Raw genomic sequence first — 15,601 nt, 5'->3', positions numbered from 1 at the left:
GAGATGTGTATTTGGGACAGGCGCACACCGTGGCTTGCAATGTCCTGCGCCCTGTCCCGGCATGACCCGAAGCCCTGTGGATAACCATGGGGGCAAGCCAGATCCCCATCCCCCGCCACGCCTACAGCCACCTGAATTCCAGCGCATTGCATACCCTGTGGTTAGCAATAATACTAACCGCACTCAGCTCAGAAGAATCCCATGGGTCGCCCCGATTCCATCCCCCACATCGCCATCAAAGGCCGCGGCAGCACCACCCACATCGCCGGGCGCTTCGAAAGCACGGTAAGCGAAGCGGTGGACGATGGCTGGGAAGCCGAAGAAAGCGAAGAGTTCCTGGCGCCGCGCCTGCGCACCGAAGTGCGCGCCGAAACCGCCCGCAGCATCATCAGCCGCAACAACTCACCAGACGTCGGCTTCAGCCAATCGGTGAACCCTTATCGCGGCTGCGAACATGGCTGCTCGTACTGCTTCGCACGTCCCTCGCACGCCTATCTGAATCTGTCGCCCGGGCTGGATTTCGAGACCAAGCTGTTCGCCAAGACCAACGCAGCGCAGCTGCTGCGCAAAGAACTTTCAAAACCCAGCTACGTGCCACAGCCGATCGCGCTGGGCATCAACACCGATTCCTACCAGCCGATCGAACGCAAGTTCAAACTGACCCGCCAGCTGATCGAAGTGATGCTGGAAACCCGCCATCCGTTCTCGCTGATCACCAAGAACGCACTGGTCGAGCGCGATATCGACCTGCTGGCGCCGCTGGCCGAACAGAACCTGGTGAGCGTGCATTTCTCGGTGACCTCGCTGGATCCGCACCTGTCTTCGAAACTCGAACCGCGCGCGGCCGCACCGCATGCACGGCTGCGTGCGATGCGCCGTCTGCATGAGGCCGGCATCCCGGTCGGGGTGATGCTGGCGCCGGTGATTCCGTGGATCAACGATGCCGAACTGGAAGCCGTACTGGAAGCCGCGCGCGATGCCGGTGCATCCAGTGCCGGCTATGTGCTGCTGCGCCTGCCACTGGAAGTGGCGCCGCTGTTCCGCGATTGGCTGGAGACGCATTACCCGGACCGCGCCACGCACGTGATGAGCACCATCAACCAGCTGCGCGGCGGCAAGGATTACGACAGCCAGTTCGGCACCCGCATGCGCGGCCAGGGCGTGTATGCGGACCTGCTGTCGAACCGCTTCAAGCTGGCGCGCAGGCGACTGGGATTCGATGCGCAGAACAGCCACTGGCCGAAGCTGGATTGCACGAAGTTCGAGCGGCCCGCACCGCCGAAGGCGGATTCGCCGCAGGGGTCGTTGTTCTGAAGGTGGCGCGCACAGCCATTCCGGCTCTGGACGTTCACGGTAAGCAGGCCCGCATGCGCTCAGCGACTGCTGATCGATATGTACCGAATGTGTATCTAGTCCGAGGTGAGCCTGAGGACCACGGAAGCGCTTCCGGCCTTTAGGGACCAATACGCATTGGGAAAGCCAAGGTGATGCAGAGATCCTCGGCGAGGCGATTGTTTACGTCGCCGGCGAGGAAGATCTGCGTGCCATCGCGCGTGAATGCAGGCTGCCTGTCGAGGTGGTGCGTCGCCAGTTGTCCGGCCGACGCACGTTGACGTTGCGCACGATGATGGGCGCGCTGCGCGCCCTGGGATTGCAGCTGCGCGTGGAACTGGCAGGGTAGCGCCGAGCCACGCTCGGCGAGCGCAGCGGTCTGGCTGTCAGGAAACGGCAAGAGCGTGACGACCAACGGTCGTCACCCACCGAGGCAGGTCGTCATCCACCGAGGCAGGTCGTCATCCACCGAGGCAGGTCGTCACCCACCCACCGGGCGACCTGTCAGCGTCGATGAGCGTTTTCTGAAAGGCAGTTCGCGTCGTGTCGCGGAAGATAGGCGCCGTGCAGAGGCAACGCCAGCCAATATCGACTCCATCAATCGAATTGAGGACGCAACGCCCCACGGAAGGCGGGCCCATGAGCAGGACGCTCGCTGCCAAGCATCCTCATCTCCCCGGGCGTAGCTGCACATGTCGGCCAAGGGAAAGGTGGACACGTGTGCGTTCAGCGCCCGGGGAGAGGGGGACCTTAGCCGCCGTACAGCTTCTGCGCGGACTGGAACAGGATCCAGCTGGTGGCGATGACCTTGTCGCCGCCCTGCGGACGATTGCCGCGATGGGTATGGGTGAAGGCGGTCGGCGCGATCAGCAGGCTGCCGGTGCGCGGGGTGACCTTGCGCTGCTGGAAATGAAACTCGGTCTCGCCCTCTTCGAAGTCATCATTGAGGTACAGCGTCCACAGCAGATGGCGGTGCAGGGTTTCCGCCTTCTCGTCCTTCGGATACAGCTCGCAATGCCAGTAGGGGTAAGCGCCCTCGCCTGCTGCGTACCATTGCAGGTTGATCGCGCCCGGACGCAGGCAGGTGCGCGCAAGATCCGACAGCGCGGCCGGGCTCATGTCGGGGAAGTCTTCCGCCGTGAGCCGCTTGGGCTGGCCGTTGCTGTCTTGGATCTGCAACATCAGCGGCGCGATCAGTGCCTGTGGATAACGGCGTAGATAAGTCAAAAGCCCGTTGAAAACGGCCTGCTGCAGGACGTTTTCAACATCCGCCCAGTCGGCCAGCCCGCTGATGCGGAGATCCTTGCTGCGCTTGAGTTCGGGGAATACACCACTGCCTACCGCACCCGGTTGCAGGCGGTCACTTGCGCGCAGTCGCGCCGCGATCGCCGCGCACACATCGGCGGGCACGGCGTTGTGGATCACTTCAATGAAATCAACAGGGTCCTGCGTCTGCATGCCTGGATCCTTCGCCAGCGGGCCTTTGATGGTGCCCACTGGCGCAGGGGTTGTCACGCCACGGACATGTGCGACGGCCAGGCGAGCAAGCTCGCCTGCTACTCAGTTCGCTGACGCGTCGTGCTGCTGGTGGTACTGCACCGCGGCGGCGACTTCATCGCGCGAGCCGAGGAAGACCGGCACGCGCTGGTGCAGCTGGTCCGGCTGGATGTCCAGGATCCGCGCACGCCCGGTCGAGGCGGCGCCGCCGGCCTGTTCCACCAGCAGGCCCATCGGGTTGGCTTCGTACATCAGGCGCAGCTTGCCGGCCTTGGACGGATCCTTCTTGTCCCACGGGTAGATGAAGATGCCACCGCGGGTCAGGATGCGATGCACGTCGGCCACCATGCTGGCGATCCAGCGCATGTTGAAATCCTTGCCGCGCGCGCCTTCCTTGCCTTCCAGCAGATCGGCCACGTACGCCTGCATCGGGGCTTCCCAATGCCGCTGGTTGGACATGTTGATGGCGAACTCCTGGGTGGCCGCCGGGATCTGCATGCCCTGGGTGGTCAGCACGAACTCGCCGGTCTCGCGGTCCAGGGTGAAGGCATGGGTGCCGTGGCCGACGGTCAGCACCATCTGGGTGCTTGGCCCGTAGATGCAGTAACCGGCGGCGATCTGCGCCGTACCCGGCTGCAGGAAGCTCTCGTCACTGGGGCATTCGACGTCCTTCGGGCAGCGCAGCACGGAGAAGATGGTGCCCACGGACACGTTCACGTCGATGTTGGAGCTGCCATCGAGGGGATCGAACAGCAACAGGAAATCACCGCGCGGATAGATGTCCGGCACCGGCTGCGAATGGTCCATCTCCTCCGACGCGCAGGCGGCCAGGTGACCGCCCCAGGCATTGGCTTCCAGCAGGATCTCGTTGCTGATCACATCCAGCTTCTTCTGCGCTTCACCCTGCACGTTGCCGGTGCCGGCTTCGCCGAGCACGCCGCCGAGCGCGCCCTTGCTGACCGCGATGGAGATGTTGGTGCAGGCACGCCCGACCACGGCGATCAGCTGGCGCAGGTCGGCATTGATGCGGCCGGCATGCTGTTCCTGGATGAGATACCGGGTCAACGACGTACGGGACATGGGCAGGGCTCGAGCGACGGAAAGATGCGTCTATTGTCGCCGCCCGGATGCAAAAAAGGGGACGGAGGGGATTAAGTCGTTATCAGCTAGTGCGAGCCGATAACGACTTAATCCCCTCCGTCCCCTTTTTGTCGGGTCAGGCCTTGGCGACGTTGGCTACGGCCTGGGCGACGTAGTCCAGGTTGTTCTGGCTCAGCGCGGCCACGCAGATGCGGCCGGTGCCAACGGCGTAGATGCCGTACTCATCGCGCAGCTTTTCCACCTGCACCCGGCTCAGCCCGGAGTAGGAGAACATGCCGGCCTGGTCGTTGATGAAGGCGAATTCCGGGGCGCCCAGGGCGGCCAGGCGGTCCACCAGCCCATGCCGCAGGGCGTGGATGCGCTCACGCATCTCGGTCAGTTCGGCTTCCCACAGCGCGCGCAGCTCCGGGCTGTTCAACACACCGGCCACCAGCGCGGCACCGTGGTTGGACGGGCTGGAGTAGATCGTGCGGATGATGCGCTTGATCTGCGACTGCACGGCCTTGGCTTCGGTGGCGTTGGGGGCGACGATCGACAGCGCACCCACGCGCTCGCCATACAGCGAGAACGACTTGGAGTACGAATTGGCGACCACGAAGCTGTCGATGCCGGCTTCGGCGATGATGCGCACGGCCGCGCCATCCTGCTCGATGCCCTTGTCGAAGCCCTGGTAGGCCATGTCGATGAACGGGAACAGCTGCTGTTCCTTCAGTACTTCAGCCACCTGCTTCCACTGGTCCACGGTCAGGTCGGCACCGGTGGGGTTGTGGCAGCAGGCGTGCAGCAGCACCACGGTGCCCGGCTGCAGGTTCTGCAGGTCGGCCAGCATCGCCGGGAAGTCCACGCCGTGCGTCTGTGCATCAAAATAGCTGTACTCCAGCACGTCGAAGCCGGCCGCACCGAACACGGCGCGGTGGTTTTCCCAGCTGGGGTTGCTGATGGCGATGGTGGCGTGCGGCAGCAGCGTCCTCAACAGCTCGGCGCCCACGCGCAGCGCACCGCTGCCGCCCACGGTCTGGGTGGTGGCGACGCGGCCAGCGGCCAGCAGCGGTGATTCCTTGCCGAATACCAGTTCGCGGGTGGCCTGGGTGTAGGCCGGCAGTCCATCGATGGGCAGGTAGCCGCGCGGTTTGGCTTCGGTGGCGAGCTGCTGCTCGATCTGCTTGACGGCGCGAAGCAGCGGAATGCGGCCGCTTTCGTCGTAGTAGATGCCCACACCCAGGTTGACCTTGGTCGGACGGCTGTCGGCGTTGTACGCCTCGGTCAGGCCCAGGATCGGGTCACCGGGGACCAGTTCCACGTTTGCAAAGAAGGACACGGCGGTACTCATTCGGTAAGGGGGAGGAAGAAAGCACGCAGCTGCGCCACCGCCTACCGGGCGGGGACCACGCCATCGTAACAAAGCGTGCCGATGGCGCGGCATTCCTCGTCACGCCGTGGCCGGTACCATGGCGCGTTCATGCTTGCTGTTGAACCTGAATGATGAACCTGCCCCCGGCCCGTCGCCGCCTGTCCCTGGCCTGCGCCCTGCTGCTGCCCGGCCTCGCCTTCGCCCAGTCGCCCCCGGCCACGCGCAGCCTGCCTGCGGTGGAAGTCGAGGCCGCCCGGGTGACCGGCATCGACCCGTTCGCGCTGCCGTCCAGTTCGGACACGGTGTGGATCGATGACGACCGCAGTGGTCCGCAGGCCCAGCTGGCCGAGGCGCTGGGGGGCATCCCGGGCGTACTGGCACGTGATCGCCAGAACCTCGCGCAGGACACCCAGTTGTCGATCCGCGGCTTCGGTGCGCGCTCCACCTTCGGCGTGCGTGGCGTGCGCGTGCTGGTGGACGGGGTGCCGGCGACCATGCCCGATGGCCAGGGCCAGCTTTCGCACGCCAGCCTGCTTGGTGCCGAGCGCATCGAGGTGCTGCGCGGGCCGTTTTCGGCGCTGTACGGCAATTCCTCCGGTGGGGTGCTGCAGGTGCATACCGCGCAGGGTCGCGAAGGCGATCCATGGCGGCTGAGGTTGAATGCCGGTGCGGACAACACGCTGAGCGTGGGTGCCCACCTGCGCGGCGTGCAGGGCCCGGTGGACTACAACGTCGCCGCTAATCACTTCCGTACCGATGGCTGGCGCGACCACAGCGCGGCCCGCCGTGAATCGCTGAACGCGCGACTGGGTACGGCCGTGGGCGAGGACCGGCTGGAGCTGCTGGTGAACTACCTGGATGCGCCCAACGCGCAGGATCCGCTCGGCCTGACCCGTGCGCAGGTGACTGCCGATCCGCGCCAGGCGACCGCAGTGGCGCACCAGTACAACACCCGTAAATCGGTGCGCCAGTCGCAGGCAGGGCTGGTCTACAGCGGGCAGCGCGCCGCCCACCGCTTCCGCCTGATCGGCTATGCCGGCCAGCGTGAGGTGACCCAGTTCCTGGCCATCCCGCCGGGCCCGCAGGCCAATCCGCTGCACGCCGGTGGGGTGATCGGACTGGATGGCGATTTCGGCGGGCTGGATGCTCGCTGGGGCTGGAACGGTGAGCTGGCCGGACGCGCGCTGGATGTCACCGCCGGGGTCAACGCCGACCGCCAGCGCCAGCACCGCACCGGCCATGAAAACTTCGTCGGCGACGCACTGGGCGTACGCGGCCGGCTGCGCCGTGACCAGCGCGATACGGTGTCCAACGTGGACCAGTTCGTGCAGGCCTGGTGGCAGTGGAGCCCGCGCTGGTCGGTGTTGGCCGGGGCGCGCCACAGCAGTGTCCGCTTCCGTTCGGAAGACCATTACATCGTCGGCCGCAACCCGGACGACAGCGGCAGCCGCCGCTACCAGGCGACCACGCCGGTGGCCGGGGTCAGCTTCGAAGTGACTCCGCAGTGGCGGCTGCACGCTGCAGTCGGCCGTGGCTTTGAAACCCCCACCTTCAACGAACTCGGCTATCGCGCCGATGGCCAGGCCGGGCTGGCGCTGGGCCTGTCCGCCGCGCGCAGCCGCAATGTGGAAATGGGCAGCAAATGGCAGGCCCAGGACGGTCGCCGGCTGGAGGTGAGCCTGTTCCGCGCCGATACCGACGACGAGCTGGCCGTGGCCAGCAACACCAATGGCCGCAGTACCTACCGCAACATCGGCCGTACCCGCCGCCAGGGCGCGGAGCTGTCATGGCACCAGCCGCTGGCGCAGGACCTGGACCTGCAGCTGGCCTGGACCTGGCTGCAGGCCGAAGTGCGCAGCGCCTACCTGGCCTGCGCCGGCAGCGGCTGCGCGGGGCCGGACACGCCGGTTGCCGCCGGCAGCCGGTTGCCCGGCGTGCCGCGCCAGCAGGCCTTCGCGCGGCTGGAATGGCAGCCGCGTGACTGGCTGTGGGCGGCTGAAGTCACCGGCAGCAGCGACACGGTGGTCAATGACCTGGCCACCGAGCGTGCACCGGGCTATGCGGTGATGAACGTGGAAGCCGCCCGCCGCTGGACCCTGCGCGGCGGCGACCTGCGAGTATTCGCCCGTGTGGACAACCTGCTGGACCAGGGCTACATCGGCTCGGTGATCGTCAACGACGGCAACGGCCGCTACTACGAACCCGGCCCGGACCGCCGTGGCAGCCTCGGCGTGCAGTGGTCCTGGCGGTGAGCGCCACCGGTGGGTGACGACCGTTGGTCGTCACAATGCCCCCCACCCCTCAATCCGGCGCCTTTGCCGGCACGAACGGTGACGTCGGATCGCTCGCCGGGAACGTCTCCTCCAGCGCCTCGTCCTGGTTGTCACTGGCGTGCTGCTTGCGTTCGCGACGCTTCAGTGGGCTTTCCTGGCCACCACGATGGCGGTCACCGCAGTCCTTGCGGTCCTGTGCAGCCTGGTCGCTGACATGCCGCACCGGCAGGTGCGCGTCGTCCGTGGCGTCTGTGGTGAGCGCAGCCTCCGCATCGACGAACGGCGCGCCGGTGCCGCGCTCTTCGGCGTCCATGTTGTCGTGCTTGCCACGCTGTTCGCCGGGCACGTGTGGAGTGGCTTGGCGCAGTGGGTCGCGCGAGGTGTCTCTGTTCATGGCGGCTCTCCTCGATGAGGCCCCTACTACAGCCCCTCAGAGGTAAAGCCACTGCGAATCCCGCGTCATCAACACATCGATCACGACTGGATAACGGCGCCGTGGTTACATCTGGCCGCCCGCCCTGCAAGCAGGAGCTGCGCCATGAACCGCCCGGAACGTCCCGCGCCCTCGGTCTTCAATTCCCGGCGCGACCCGCTGGCCGCCAGCCCTGCCCAGCGCCGCGCCCGCCGCCAGCAGCGTGAAGATCCGCAGGCCGTCGCCCAGGATTACCTGCAGTACATGCTCAACGATTACGACGACCGGCGCCGGCAGGCCCACCGCAGTTGGCGTGACCTGTGCCCGGCATACGCCTTCGCGCTGACCACCCACGCGGCGAACTGGCCGCGCGGCGGCGGCGAGGAAACCGAGGGCGAACTGGCCGCGCAGTGGGAGCTGATGCGTGGCGAATCGCGGCTGCGCTGGCCCAAGGCCCGCGAGGTGGTCGAAGATGCCTGGCTGGCGCTGGACCACATGCCTGCCCCGGCCGTGCGCCCGCTGCTGCAGTGACCCCTTCTTGAGCTGGAGGACACGGTCGTTTCACGCGCGCGCGCCGAAGCTGGATGCTCCTTGACCTTACGGTGCGTCCCATGGCCCGCCCGATCTGGACCGGCACTCTTTCCTTCGGCCTGCTCAACGTGCCGGTCTCGCTGATGTCCGGCGAGCGCCGGACCGACCTGCAGTTCCGCATGCTCGATTCGCGCGACAAGAAACCGATCCGGTTCGAGCGGGTCAACGCCGATACCGGCGAGGAAGTGCCGTGGAAGGATATCGTCAAGGCCTTCGAGTACGACAAGGGCAGCTACGTCGTGCTGGAAGAGGGCGACATCAAATCGGCCGCGCCGGAGAGCCATGAAACCGTCGAGGTGGAAAGCTTCGTCGACGCCGCGCAGATCGATCCGCGTTATTTCGAGAAACCGTACCTGCTGGTGCCGGGCAAGAAGGCTGAAAAAGGCTACGTGCTGCTCCGCGAGACACTGCGCAGTACCGGCAAGGTCGGCATCGCCAAGGTGGTGGTGCGCACCCGCGAGTACCTGTGCGCGGTGATGCCCAATGATGACGCGCTGGTGCTGATGATCCTGCGTTATCCACAGGAACTGGTGGACCCGGCCGACTTCAAGCTGCCCGACGGCAAGCTGTCCGATTACCGCATCAGCAGCAAGGAAACGGCGATGGCCGAACAGCTGATCGAGTCGATGGCCGGCGACTGGGACCCGACCCAGTACCACGATGAGTTCCGTGCGCGGTTGCAGGACGTGCTGACCAAGCGCATCAAGCAGGACGGTGGCACCACCACGGTGGAAGACGAGCCGACCCCGCGCGAGGACGCCAGCACCAACGTGGTGGACTTCATGTCCTTGCTGCAGAAGAGTCTGGAGGCCAACAAGCGCACCCCGGCCAAGAAGACCGCCGGCAAGACGGTGAAGAAGGCCGCGACCAGGAAGGCCAGCAAGGAACCGGCCAGGAAGACAGCAGTCAAGAAGGCACCGGCCAAGGCGACCAAGAAGGCTGCGAAGAAGGCTGCGCCACGCCGCAAGGCGGGCTGAGCCATGTCCCTGGATCAGTATCGCCGCAAACGCAGGCTCGGCGCGGCCAAGGGCAGCACGCCGGAGCCGGATGACCTGCAGGCCGGGCCCGGCAGCCCGGCGGACCGGCCGATCTTCGTGGTGCAACTGCACCATGCCAGCAGCCGGCATTATGACTTCCGTCTGCAGATGGGCGAGGTGCTGAAGAGCTGGGCGGTGCCCAAGGGTCCCTCGTTGCGCGCCGGGGAGAAGCGGCTGGCGGTGGAGGTGGAAGACCATCCGCTGTCCTATGCGGCGTTCGAGGGGGATATTCCGCAAGGCCACTACGGCGCCGGGCACGTGGACGTCTACGACCAAGGCAACTGGGCCATGGACGGTGATCCGCTGGAAGCGCTGGCCGCTGGAAAGCTCGACTTCGAACTGCACGGCGAGCGCTTGCGCGGTGGCTGGAAGCTGGTACGCACCAACCTGAAAGGGCGCCAGGTGCAGTGGCTGCTGATCAAGCGCAACGATGCCCATGCCACCGATGCGGAGGCCGATGACCTGCTGGAGGCGTCCCCTGCGACCTCGACCACCGCCACCGGATCACGCAAGGCCGCGCCGTCGAAGAACACGTCATCGAAAAGCACGTCATCGAAAAGCACGTCATCGAAAAGCACGTCATCGAAAAGCACGTCATCGAAAAGCACGCCGTCGAAAAGCACGTCTGCGGCGGCACCGCGGGCACGCAAGGCGGACGCGCGCTGGCACAAGCGCGCGCTGGCGCTGCAGGGCGCGCGCGACACCCCCTATCCGCACCAATACGCGCCGCAGCTTACCGATCATCGCCAGAACGCTCCCGACGGAGAACGCTGGCTGCATGAGATCAAATGGGACGGCTACCGCCTGCTGGCTGATCTGCACGACGGCAAGGTGACGCTGCGTTCGCGCAACAACCTGGACTGGAGCGATGATTTCCCGGAAGTGAGCCAGGCGATCGCCGCGCTGCCGGTCAACGATGCACGGCTGGACGGCGAACTGGTGGTGCTGGATGACCAGGGGCGCAGTGATTTCAGCGCGCTGCAGCGGGTGATCGACGGCACGGCGAAACAGCCCTTGCGCTACATCGTGTTCGATCTGCCGGGCGTGGCCGGGGTCGATATCAGCCGTGCACCGCTGCTGGAGCGCAAGACGCTGCTGAAGGCGCTGATCGGTGATGTACCGGGCACGCTTGCCTACAGCGACCATGTACTCGACCACGGCCCGGCGGTGTTCGCCGCCAGCGGCAAGGCCGGCTTCGAAGGGGTCATCAGCAAGCAGGTGGATGCGCCCTATGCCAACGGCCGCGCGCGCAGCTGGGTGAAGATCAAGCACGAACAGACCGATGAGTTCCTGGTGGTTGGCTACACCGCGCCCAAGGGCGCACGGCAAGGCTTCGGTTCGCTGCTGATGGCCACGCCGGACAAGGCCGGGCTGCGTTACGTGGGCCGCGTCGGTACCGGATTCGATGATGCGAAGCTGCGCGCGCTGAGCGCTTCGCTGGGCAAGCTGGGGACCTCCAGCGCTGCGGTCGAGCTGCCGGCCCACGTGCCGTTACGCGCCGCCAGCGTGCATTGGGTGAAGCCCACGCTGGTGGCCGAGGTGGCCTTCCGTGGCTGGGGCAAGGAGGGATTGCTGCGCCAGGCCAGTTTCAAACGGCTGCGCACCGACAAGACCGCGCCCGACCTGCAGCCCGACCGCACCCAGCCTGCTGCCGCGCCGGTGAAAGGCAAGGCATTGCCCCTGCACATCACCCACCCCGAGCGCGTGGTCTACCCGAAGCAGAAGATCCGCAAAGGCGAAGTAGCCGACTACTACCGCGCGATGGCGCCTTGGATACTGCCGGAGATCAGCGGTCGGCCGCTGTCGCTGCTGCGTTGTCCGCAGGGCGTGGGCAAGGCGTGCTTCTTCCAGAAACACCACGGCCAGGGCCTGGGCGATGCGGTGCGTGCGGTGCCGCTGGAACAGAAAAGCGGTACCGAGGATTACGTCTACATCGACGATGTGGACGGGCTGCTGCAACTGGTGCAGATGAACACCCTGGAGTTGCATCCCTGGGGGGCGACGGTGGCCGATCCGGAGCATCCGGACCGGCTGGTGTTCGACCTGGATCCCGGCGACGGCGTGAACTGGACGCAAATCAAGGCGGCGGCCCGGGACATCCGCGCTCGCCTGCAGGAAACCGGGCTGGAAAGCTTCGTACGGTTGTCCGGCGGCAAGGGCCTGCACGTGGTGGTGCCACTGCAGCCCAAGGCGGACTGGGAGCAGGCGAAGGCATTCTGCGAGTCCTTCGCGCAGGCGTTGGCACAGCACGCGCCGGACCGCTACGTGGCCACCATGAGCAAGGCCAAGCGCAACGGGGTGATCTTCATCGACTGGCTGCGCAATGCACGCGGGGCCACCAGCGTGTGTTCGTGGTCGTTGCGGGCGCGCGAGAGCGCCGGGGTGGCGGTGCCGCTTCGCTGGGAAGAACTCGGCCGCGTCGCGGCGGCCGATGCGTTTCCGCTGGACAAGGCGTTGGCGCGGGCAAAGCGCCTGAAGGGTGACCCCTGGGAAGGGATCACCACGCTTGAGCAGGTGTTGCCGACGCTGGGGCGGTGACGACCAACGGTCGTCACCCACCGATGGTCGTCACCCACAAACGGTCGTCACCCACCGATGGTCGTCACCGACCGATGGTCGTCACCGACCGATGGCCGATCAGAAATCGGCGCGGATGCCGAGGCTGACGCGGCGGCCGGAGAACTCGTACTGGGTCGGGAACGATTTATCGATCGTGTAGCCGGAGGTCTCTTCGTCGAACACGTTGATCGCATCCAGGCTCAGCTTCCAGGTATCGTTCAGACGGAAGCCGATCGACGCATCGGTCTGGCCGTAGGCATCGCGGTACACCGGGTACATGTTGAGGTGGATGTACTCCACGTACTTGTCCTTGTAGTTGTAGGACACGCGCGCGTCGAAGCGGTCATTCTCGTAGTACAGGGTGAAGTTGTACGCCTTCTCGGCCAGGCCTTCCGGCGGGGTCGGGATATCCAGGTCCGATGCGCCGGTCAGCGTGTTGTCCAGCTGGGTGTAGTTGGCATTGATGCCCCAGCCTTCCAGCGCCGGGTGCAGCATCGACAGCGGCAGCTGCGCGACCAGTTCCACACCGGTGACCTTGTAGGAGCCATCGGCGTTGACCGGCTGGTAGACCTCGAAGTCGTAGTAGCCATCCAGCGATCCATTGGCGTTGAGCTTTTCCACGTTCGGCACGATGCCGGTCAGTTCCTGGCGGACCACACCGTCGATCTTCTTGGAGAAGTAGGAGGCCGACAGCAGGCCGCCATTCTCCAGGTACTTTTCAAGGCCGATTTCCCACTGCCTGGCGGTGGTCGGCTTCAGCGCCGGGTTGCCGTCCATGAAGCGGAAGCTGGACCAGCTGACGGTGCGGCGGTAGGCGATGTCGGTCAGCGACGGACGCATCAGCGTTTCCGACGCGGCCGCGCGCAGCACCAGCCCATCGGCGATCTCGGCGGTCATGTTGAAGCTGGGCAGCAGGTCGCTGTAGTCACCGCTGCTGGAAATCGGCGTGGGGGTGTAACCGCTGCTGCCATCGGCATTCTGCACCGGGTGGAAGCCGGCCGAATCGACCTTGGTGTCGATCGAACGCACGCCCAGGTTGGCGTACACCGGCACCGTGCCGATATCGAAGTAGAAATCGGTCATGGCATACAGCGCCAAGGTCTTTTCATCGACCTGGTAGAACTGGCCGTTGTCCAGCGGGGTGGTGAAACCGGCATAGCGGAAGGTGTTGCGCGCGTAGCTGTTGGACACCTGCTGCCAGTCCAGCTTGCTGGGCTCGTAGCCGCCACCGGGCACGATGTCGCTGATCCAGCCGGGATTGCTGTCAGCCAGCGTGCGGGTGTTCACCCATGCCGCACTGCCGGCCGTGGGGCCCTGGATCTTGGTGTTGCCGAACTCGCGGTCCTTGGACTTGTCGGTGTAGCGCGCACCGAACTTGACGCTGGTCAGCGCCGGGAAGAACGCCAGTTCCATCGACCGGCGAAAATCCAGCTGCGCGGCGTACTTGTCGTCCTTCACGTGCTCCACTTCGGTCTCATAGGCTTCGAACAGGTACTTCTCCGGGGAGTTGTACATATCGAAGCCATTGGACGCCGCACTGGCCAGCGTCTCGCCGCCGTTGGCGGTCCAGCGCGTGCGCGACGGTGCGTAGGCGACGTGCTTGAGGTTGGCGTAGTCCGAATCACGGCGTGCGCCGGAGTAGCCGACCAGTGCATCGATGTCCCAGCCGCCCACGGTCCAGTCCAGCTTGGTGCTGAACTGGCGGTAGTCGGTGTTGGCGAAGCGTTCCTTGCTCAGGATTTCATGCTGGGTGGCGGTGTAGGACACATCGCGCAGGACCACCATGCCGTAGCGCGACAACGTGTCGGCGTCGTAGTCGTGGATGGTGTCCAGGGTGCTGCGGCTGGACGCCGAGTAGGCCGCCGCATCGTATTCGTCTTCGTGGGTGTCGTAGCCACCGAACATCGCATCCAAGCTCAGCGAGAACGCTTCGCTCGGCTTGAACTGCAGCGAGGCGGTCGCGCCCCACTGGTCCTGCTCGTTGAGGTAGATGCGATCGCCGACCTTGTCCTGGAAGATGATCCGGTTGGTCTCGTCCTTGTCCATGCGGTTGCCGACGACGATGCCCGCATCGCGCGCCAGCACCGCGGCCGCCTGCGAACCGCGGGTGCCGGACGCTTCAAGGAAGCGGCCCATCGGGCGGAAGTTGATGCCGGAATTGGAATCAGTGCGGTTGGTCCGCTTGGCCTTGGAGAAGGTCACCAGCCCGCCCCAGTCGCCCCACGTATCGCTGGCCAGGAAGGAGATCTTCGGATCGTTCTTGCCGTTGATCGAATTGTTGGCCACTTCGGCCGAGGCGCTGAATTTCGGCTCGGCATAGTCGAACGGCTTGGCGGTTTCGATGTAGACCGAACCGGCAATGCCGCCTTCTTCGTCGGCCGCAGTCGGCGACTTCTGCACGGTCACGGTCTGCACCACGTCCGAGGCGAAGATATCGAACTGCACGTCGCGTCCGCCGCTGCCCGAGGCGGTGGCGAGGTTGTTGATCGAGACGTGGGTGAACTCGGACGGCAGGCCGCGCACGCTGACCTTGCTGCCCAGCCCCTTGTTGCGTTCGATGGTCACCCCCGGCATGCGCTGCAGCGCTTCGGCCAGGTTCTGCTCCGGGAAGTCGGCCACGTCGGTGGCGACGATGGAATCGGAGAAGCCGATGTTGCTGCGCTTGAGGTCAACCGCGCGCTCCAGGCTCTTTGCGTAGCCGCCGGTCACCACCACCGTGTCCAGCTGCTGCATCGCGGCTGCGCCGGCTGCTGCGGCCGCTGTTTCATCTGCCAGCGCCTGCAATGGCAGGGTGGCGATGCCACTGACCAGCACGGCGCGCACGGCGCGGGACAAAAGCTTCGCATGGGGGACGCGCGTCGGCGTCTCCCGGAGGGTATTGCGCATCGGATGGTCCCCATTGCCCTGTGAGTTCGTGCCGCGCGCCCATGCGATGGTTCGCACAAGGCCCCTGCGCGGCCGTGCCGGTAACCGGCGGACATAGAGACTAGGGGGGAATTGTTAAGCCTTTGTTGCGGTGCGCAAACGGCGTGCGCCCAGCCACAGGCCAGCGGCGAGCTGCAGCGGCAGAGAGACGACCAGCAGCACCACGAACCAGCGCGGGAATTCGTTGCCCATGTCCCATGCTGCCCACAACGAGGCGACCGCCAGCAGCAACCAGAGGGCCACACCGTGCGAACGCGGCCAGCGCGGCGCGTGGTAGCTGGCGAAGGCCACCGCGGCGATGCCGCCGAGCACGGTGAACGCCAGGTCCCAGCCCAACTGCACCGCCCCGCCGGGGTGCACCCCGATCAACGGCGGCAGCCAGCCGGCCACGGTGGTGACCAGCACCAGCGCAAGCAGCGCACCGCCCAGCGCAAGCAGGGAGAACAGGAAGGTTTTGAACATGGCCATGCAGCCAGTGTAGAGCCGAGCAAGCTCGACACTACACCGTCATGCCATCGCCCTG

12 protein-coding genes are annotated in these 15,601 nt (G+C 65.8%); 5 read left to right on the top strand and 7 right to left on the bottom strand.

What is annotated here, in order from left to right; all coding sequences use genetic code 11:
* Positions 1-201: 201 nt before the first annotated feature.
* Positions 202-1,314, top strand: a complete 1,113-nt coding sequence (locus CXG43_RS18975; protein WP_101101769.1) for a PA0069 family radical SAM protein — start codon at positions 202-204, stop codon at positions 1,312-1,314.
* 139 nt (positions 1,315-1,453) lie between these two features.
* Here the strand turns inward: CXG43_RS18975 and CXG43_RS18970 are convergent, their stop codons facing one another.
* The 4 genes from CXG43_RS18970 to CXG43_RS18955 form a co-directional block, all read right to left on the bottom strand.
* Positions 1,454-1,747, bottom strand: coding sequence for a hypothetical protein (locus tag CXG43_RS18970; protein WP_101101767.1), 294 nt, complete (start codon positions 1,745-1,747; stop codon positions 1,454-1,456).
* A 335-nt stretch (positions 1,748-2,082) separates the two neighbouring features.
* On the bottom strand, positions 2,083-2,790 hold the full coding sequence (locus CXG43_RS18965) for a 2OG-Fe(II) oxygenase (protein WP_101101818.1): 708 nt from the start codon (positions 2,788-2,790) through the stop codon (positions 2,083-2,085).
* 102 nt (positions 2,791-2,892) lie between these two features.
* Entirely contained in the window at positions 2,893-3,909 is a 1,017-nt protein-coding gene (locus tag CXG43_RS18960; RefSeq protein WP_101101765.1) for a class 1 fructose-bisphosphatase, read from the bottom strand.
* Positions 3,910-4,045: 136 nt separating this feature from the next.
* Entirely contained in the window at positions 4,046-5,248 is a 1,203-nt protein-coding gene (locus CXG43_RS18955) for an amino acid aminotransferase (protein WP_101101816.1), read from the bottom strand.
* A 164-nt stretch (positions 5,249-5,412) separates the two neighbouring features.
* On the opposite strand from CXG43_RS18955, the gene CXG43_RS18950 reads away from it, so the two are divergent.
* Positions 5,413-7,533 carry a TonB-dependent receptor gene (locus CXG43_RS18950; RefSeq protein WP_101101813.1) on the top strand — a complete coding sequence of 707 codons (2,121 nt, stop codon included), beginning with the start codon at positions 5,413-5,415 and terminating at the stop codon, positions 7,531-7,533.
* Between the two features lie 49 nt (positions 7,534-7,582).
* On the opposite strand, the gene CXG43_RS18945 is transcribed toward CXG43_RS18950, so the two are convergent.
* Positions 7,583-7,948, bottom strand: coding sequence for a hypothetical protein (locus tag CXG43_RS18945; protein ID WP_101101763.1), 366 nt, complete (start codon positions 7,946-7,948; stop codon positions 7,583-7,585).
* 144 nt (positions 7,949-8,092) lie between these two features.
* Between CXG43_RS18945 and CXG43_RS18940 the strand changes: the two genes are divergently transcribed.
* From CXG43_RS18940 to ligD, 3 genes are all read left to right on the top strand, one after another.
* Complete coding sequence (locus CXG43_RS18940) at positions 8,093-8,497, top strand: hypothetical protein (RefSeq protein WP_101101761.1); 405 nt, start codon at positions 8,093-8,095, stop codon at positions 8,495-8,497.
* An 80-nt stretch (positions 8,498-8,577) separates the two neighbouring features.
* Positions 8,578-9,534 (top strand): Ku protein, encoded by a 957-nt coding sequence (locus CXG43_RS18935; protein WP_101101759.1) that lies wholly within the window; start codon positions 8,578-8,580, stop codon positions 9,532-9,534.
* A 3-nt stretch (positions 9,535-9,537) separates the two neighbouring features.
* Positions 9,538-12,132 carry a DNA ligase D gene (ligD, locus tag CXG43_RS18930; RefSeq protein ID WP_101101757.1) on the top strand — a complete coding sequence of 865 codons (2,595 nt, stop codon included), beginning with the start codon at positions 9,538-9,540 and terminating at the stop codon, positions 12,130-12,132.
* A 99-nt stretch (positions 12,133-12,231) separates the two neighbouring features.
* On the opposite strand, the gene CXG43_RS18925 is transcribed toward ligD, so the two are convergent.
* Together CXG43_RS18925 and CXG43_RS18920 are read right to left on the bottom strand one after the other, a co-directional pair.
* Positions 12,232-14,988 (bottom strand): TonB-dependent receptor, encoded by a 2,757-nt coding sequence (locus tag CXG43_RS18925; protein WP_232767889.1) that lies wholly within the window; start codon positions 14,986-14,988, stop codon positions 12,232-12,234.
* Between the two features lie 165 nt (positions 14,989-15,153).
* Entirely contained in the window at positions 15,154-15,540 is a 387-nt protein-coding gene (locus tag CXG43_RS18920) for a hypothetical protein (RefSeq protein ID WP_232767887.1), read from the bottom strand.
* Positions 15,541-15,601 lie beyond the last annotated feature (61 nt).

Origin of the sequence: Stenotrophomonas sp. Bg11-02 (genome assembly GCF_002836635.1) — a bacterium.
Classification (GTDB): domain Bacteria; phylum Pseudomonadota; class Gammaproteobacteria; order Xanthomonadales; family Xanthomonadaceae; genus Stenotrophomonas; species Stenotrophomonas lacuserhaii.
The sequence above is the reverse complement of the archived record's forward strand: the minus strand, read 5'-3'. Positions and strand labels throughout refer to the sequence as shown.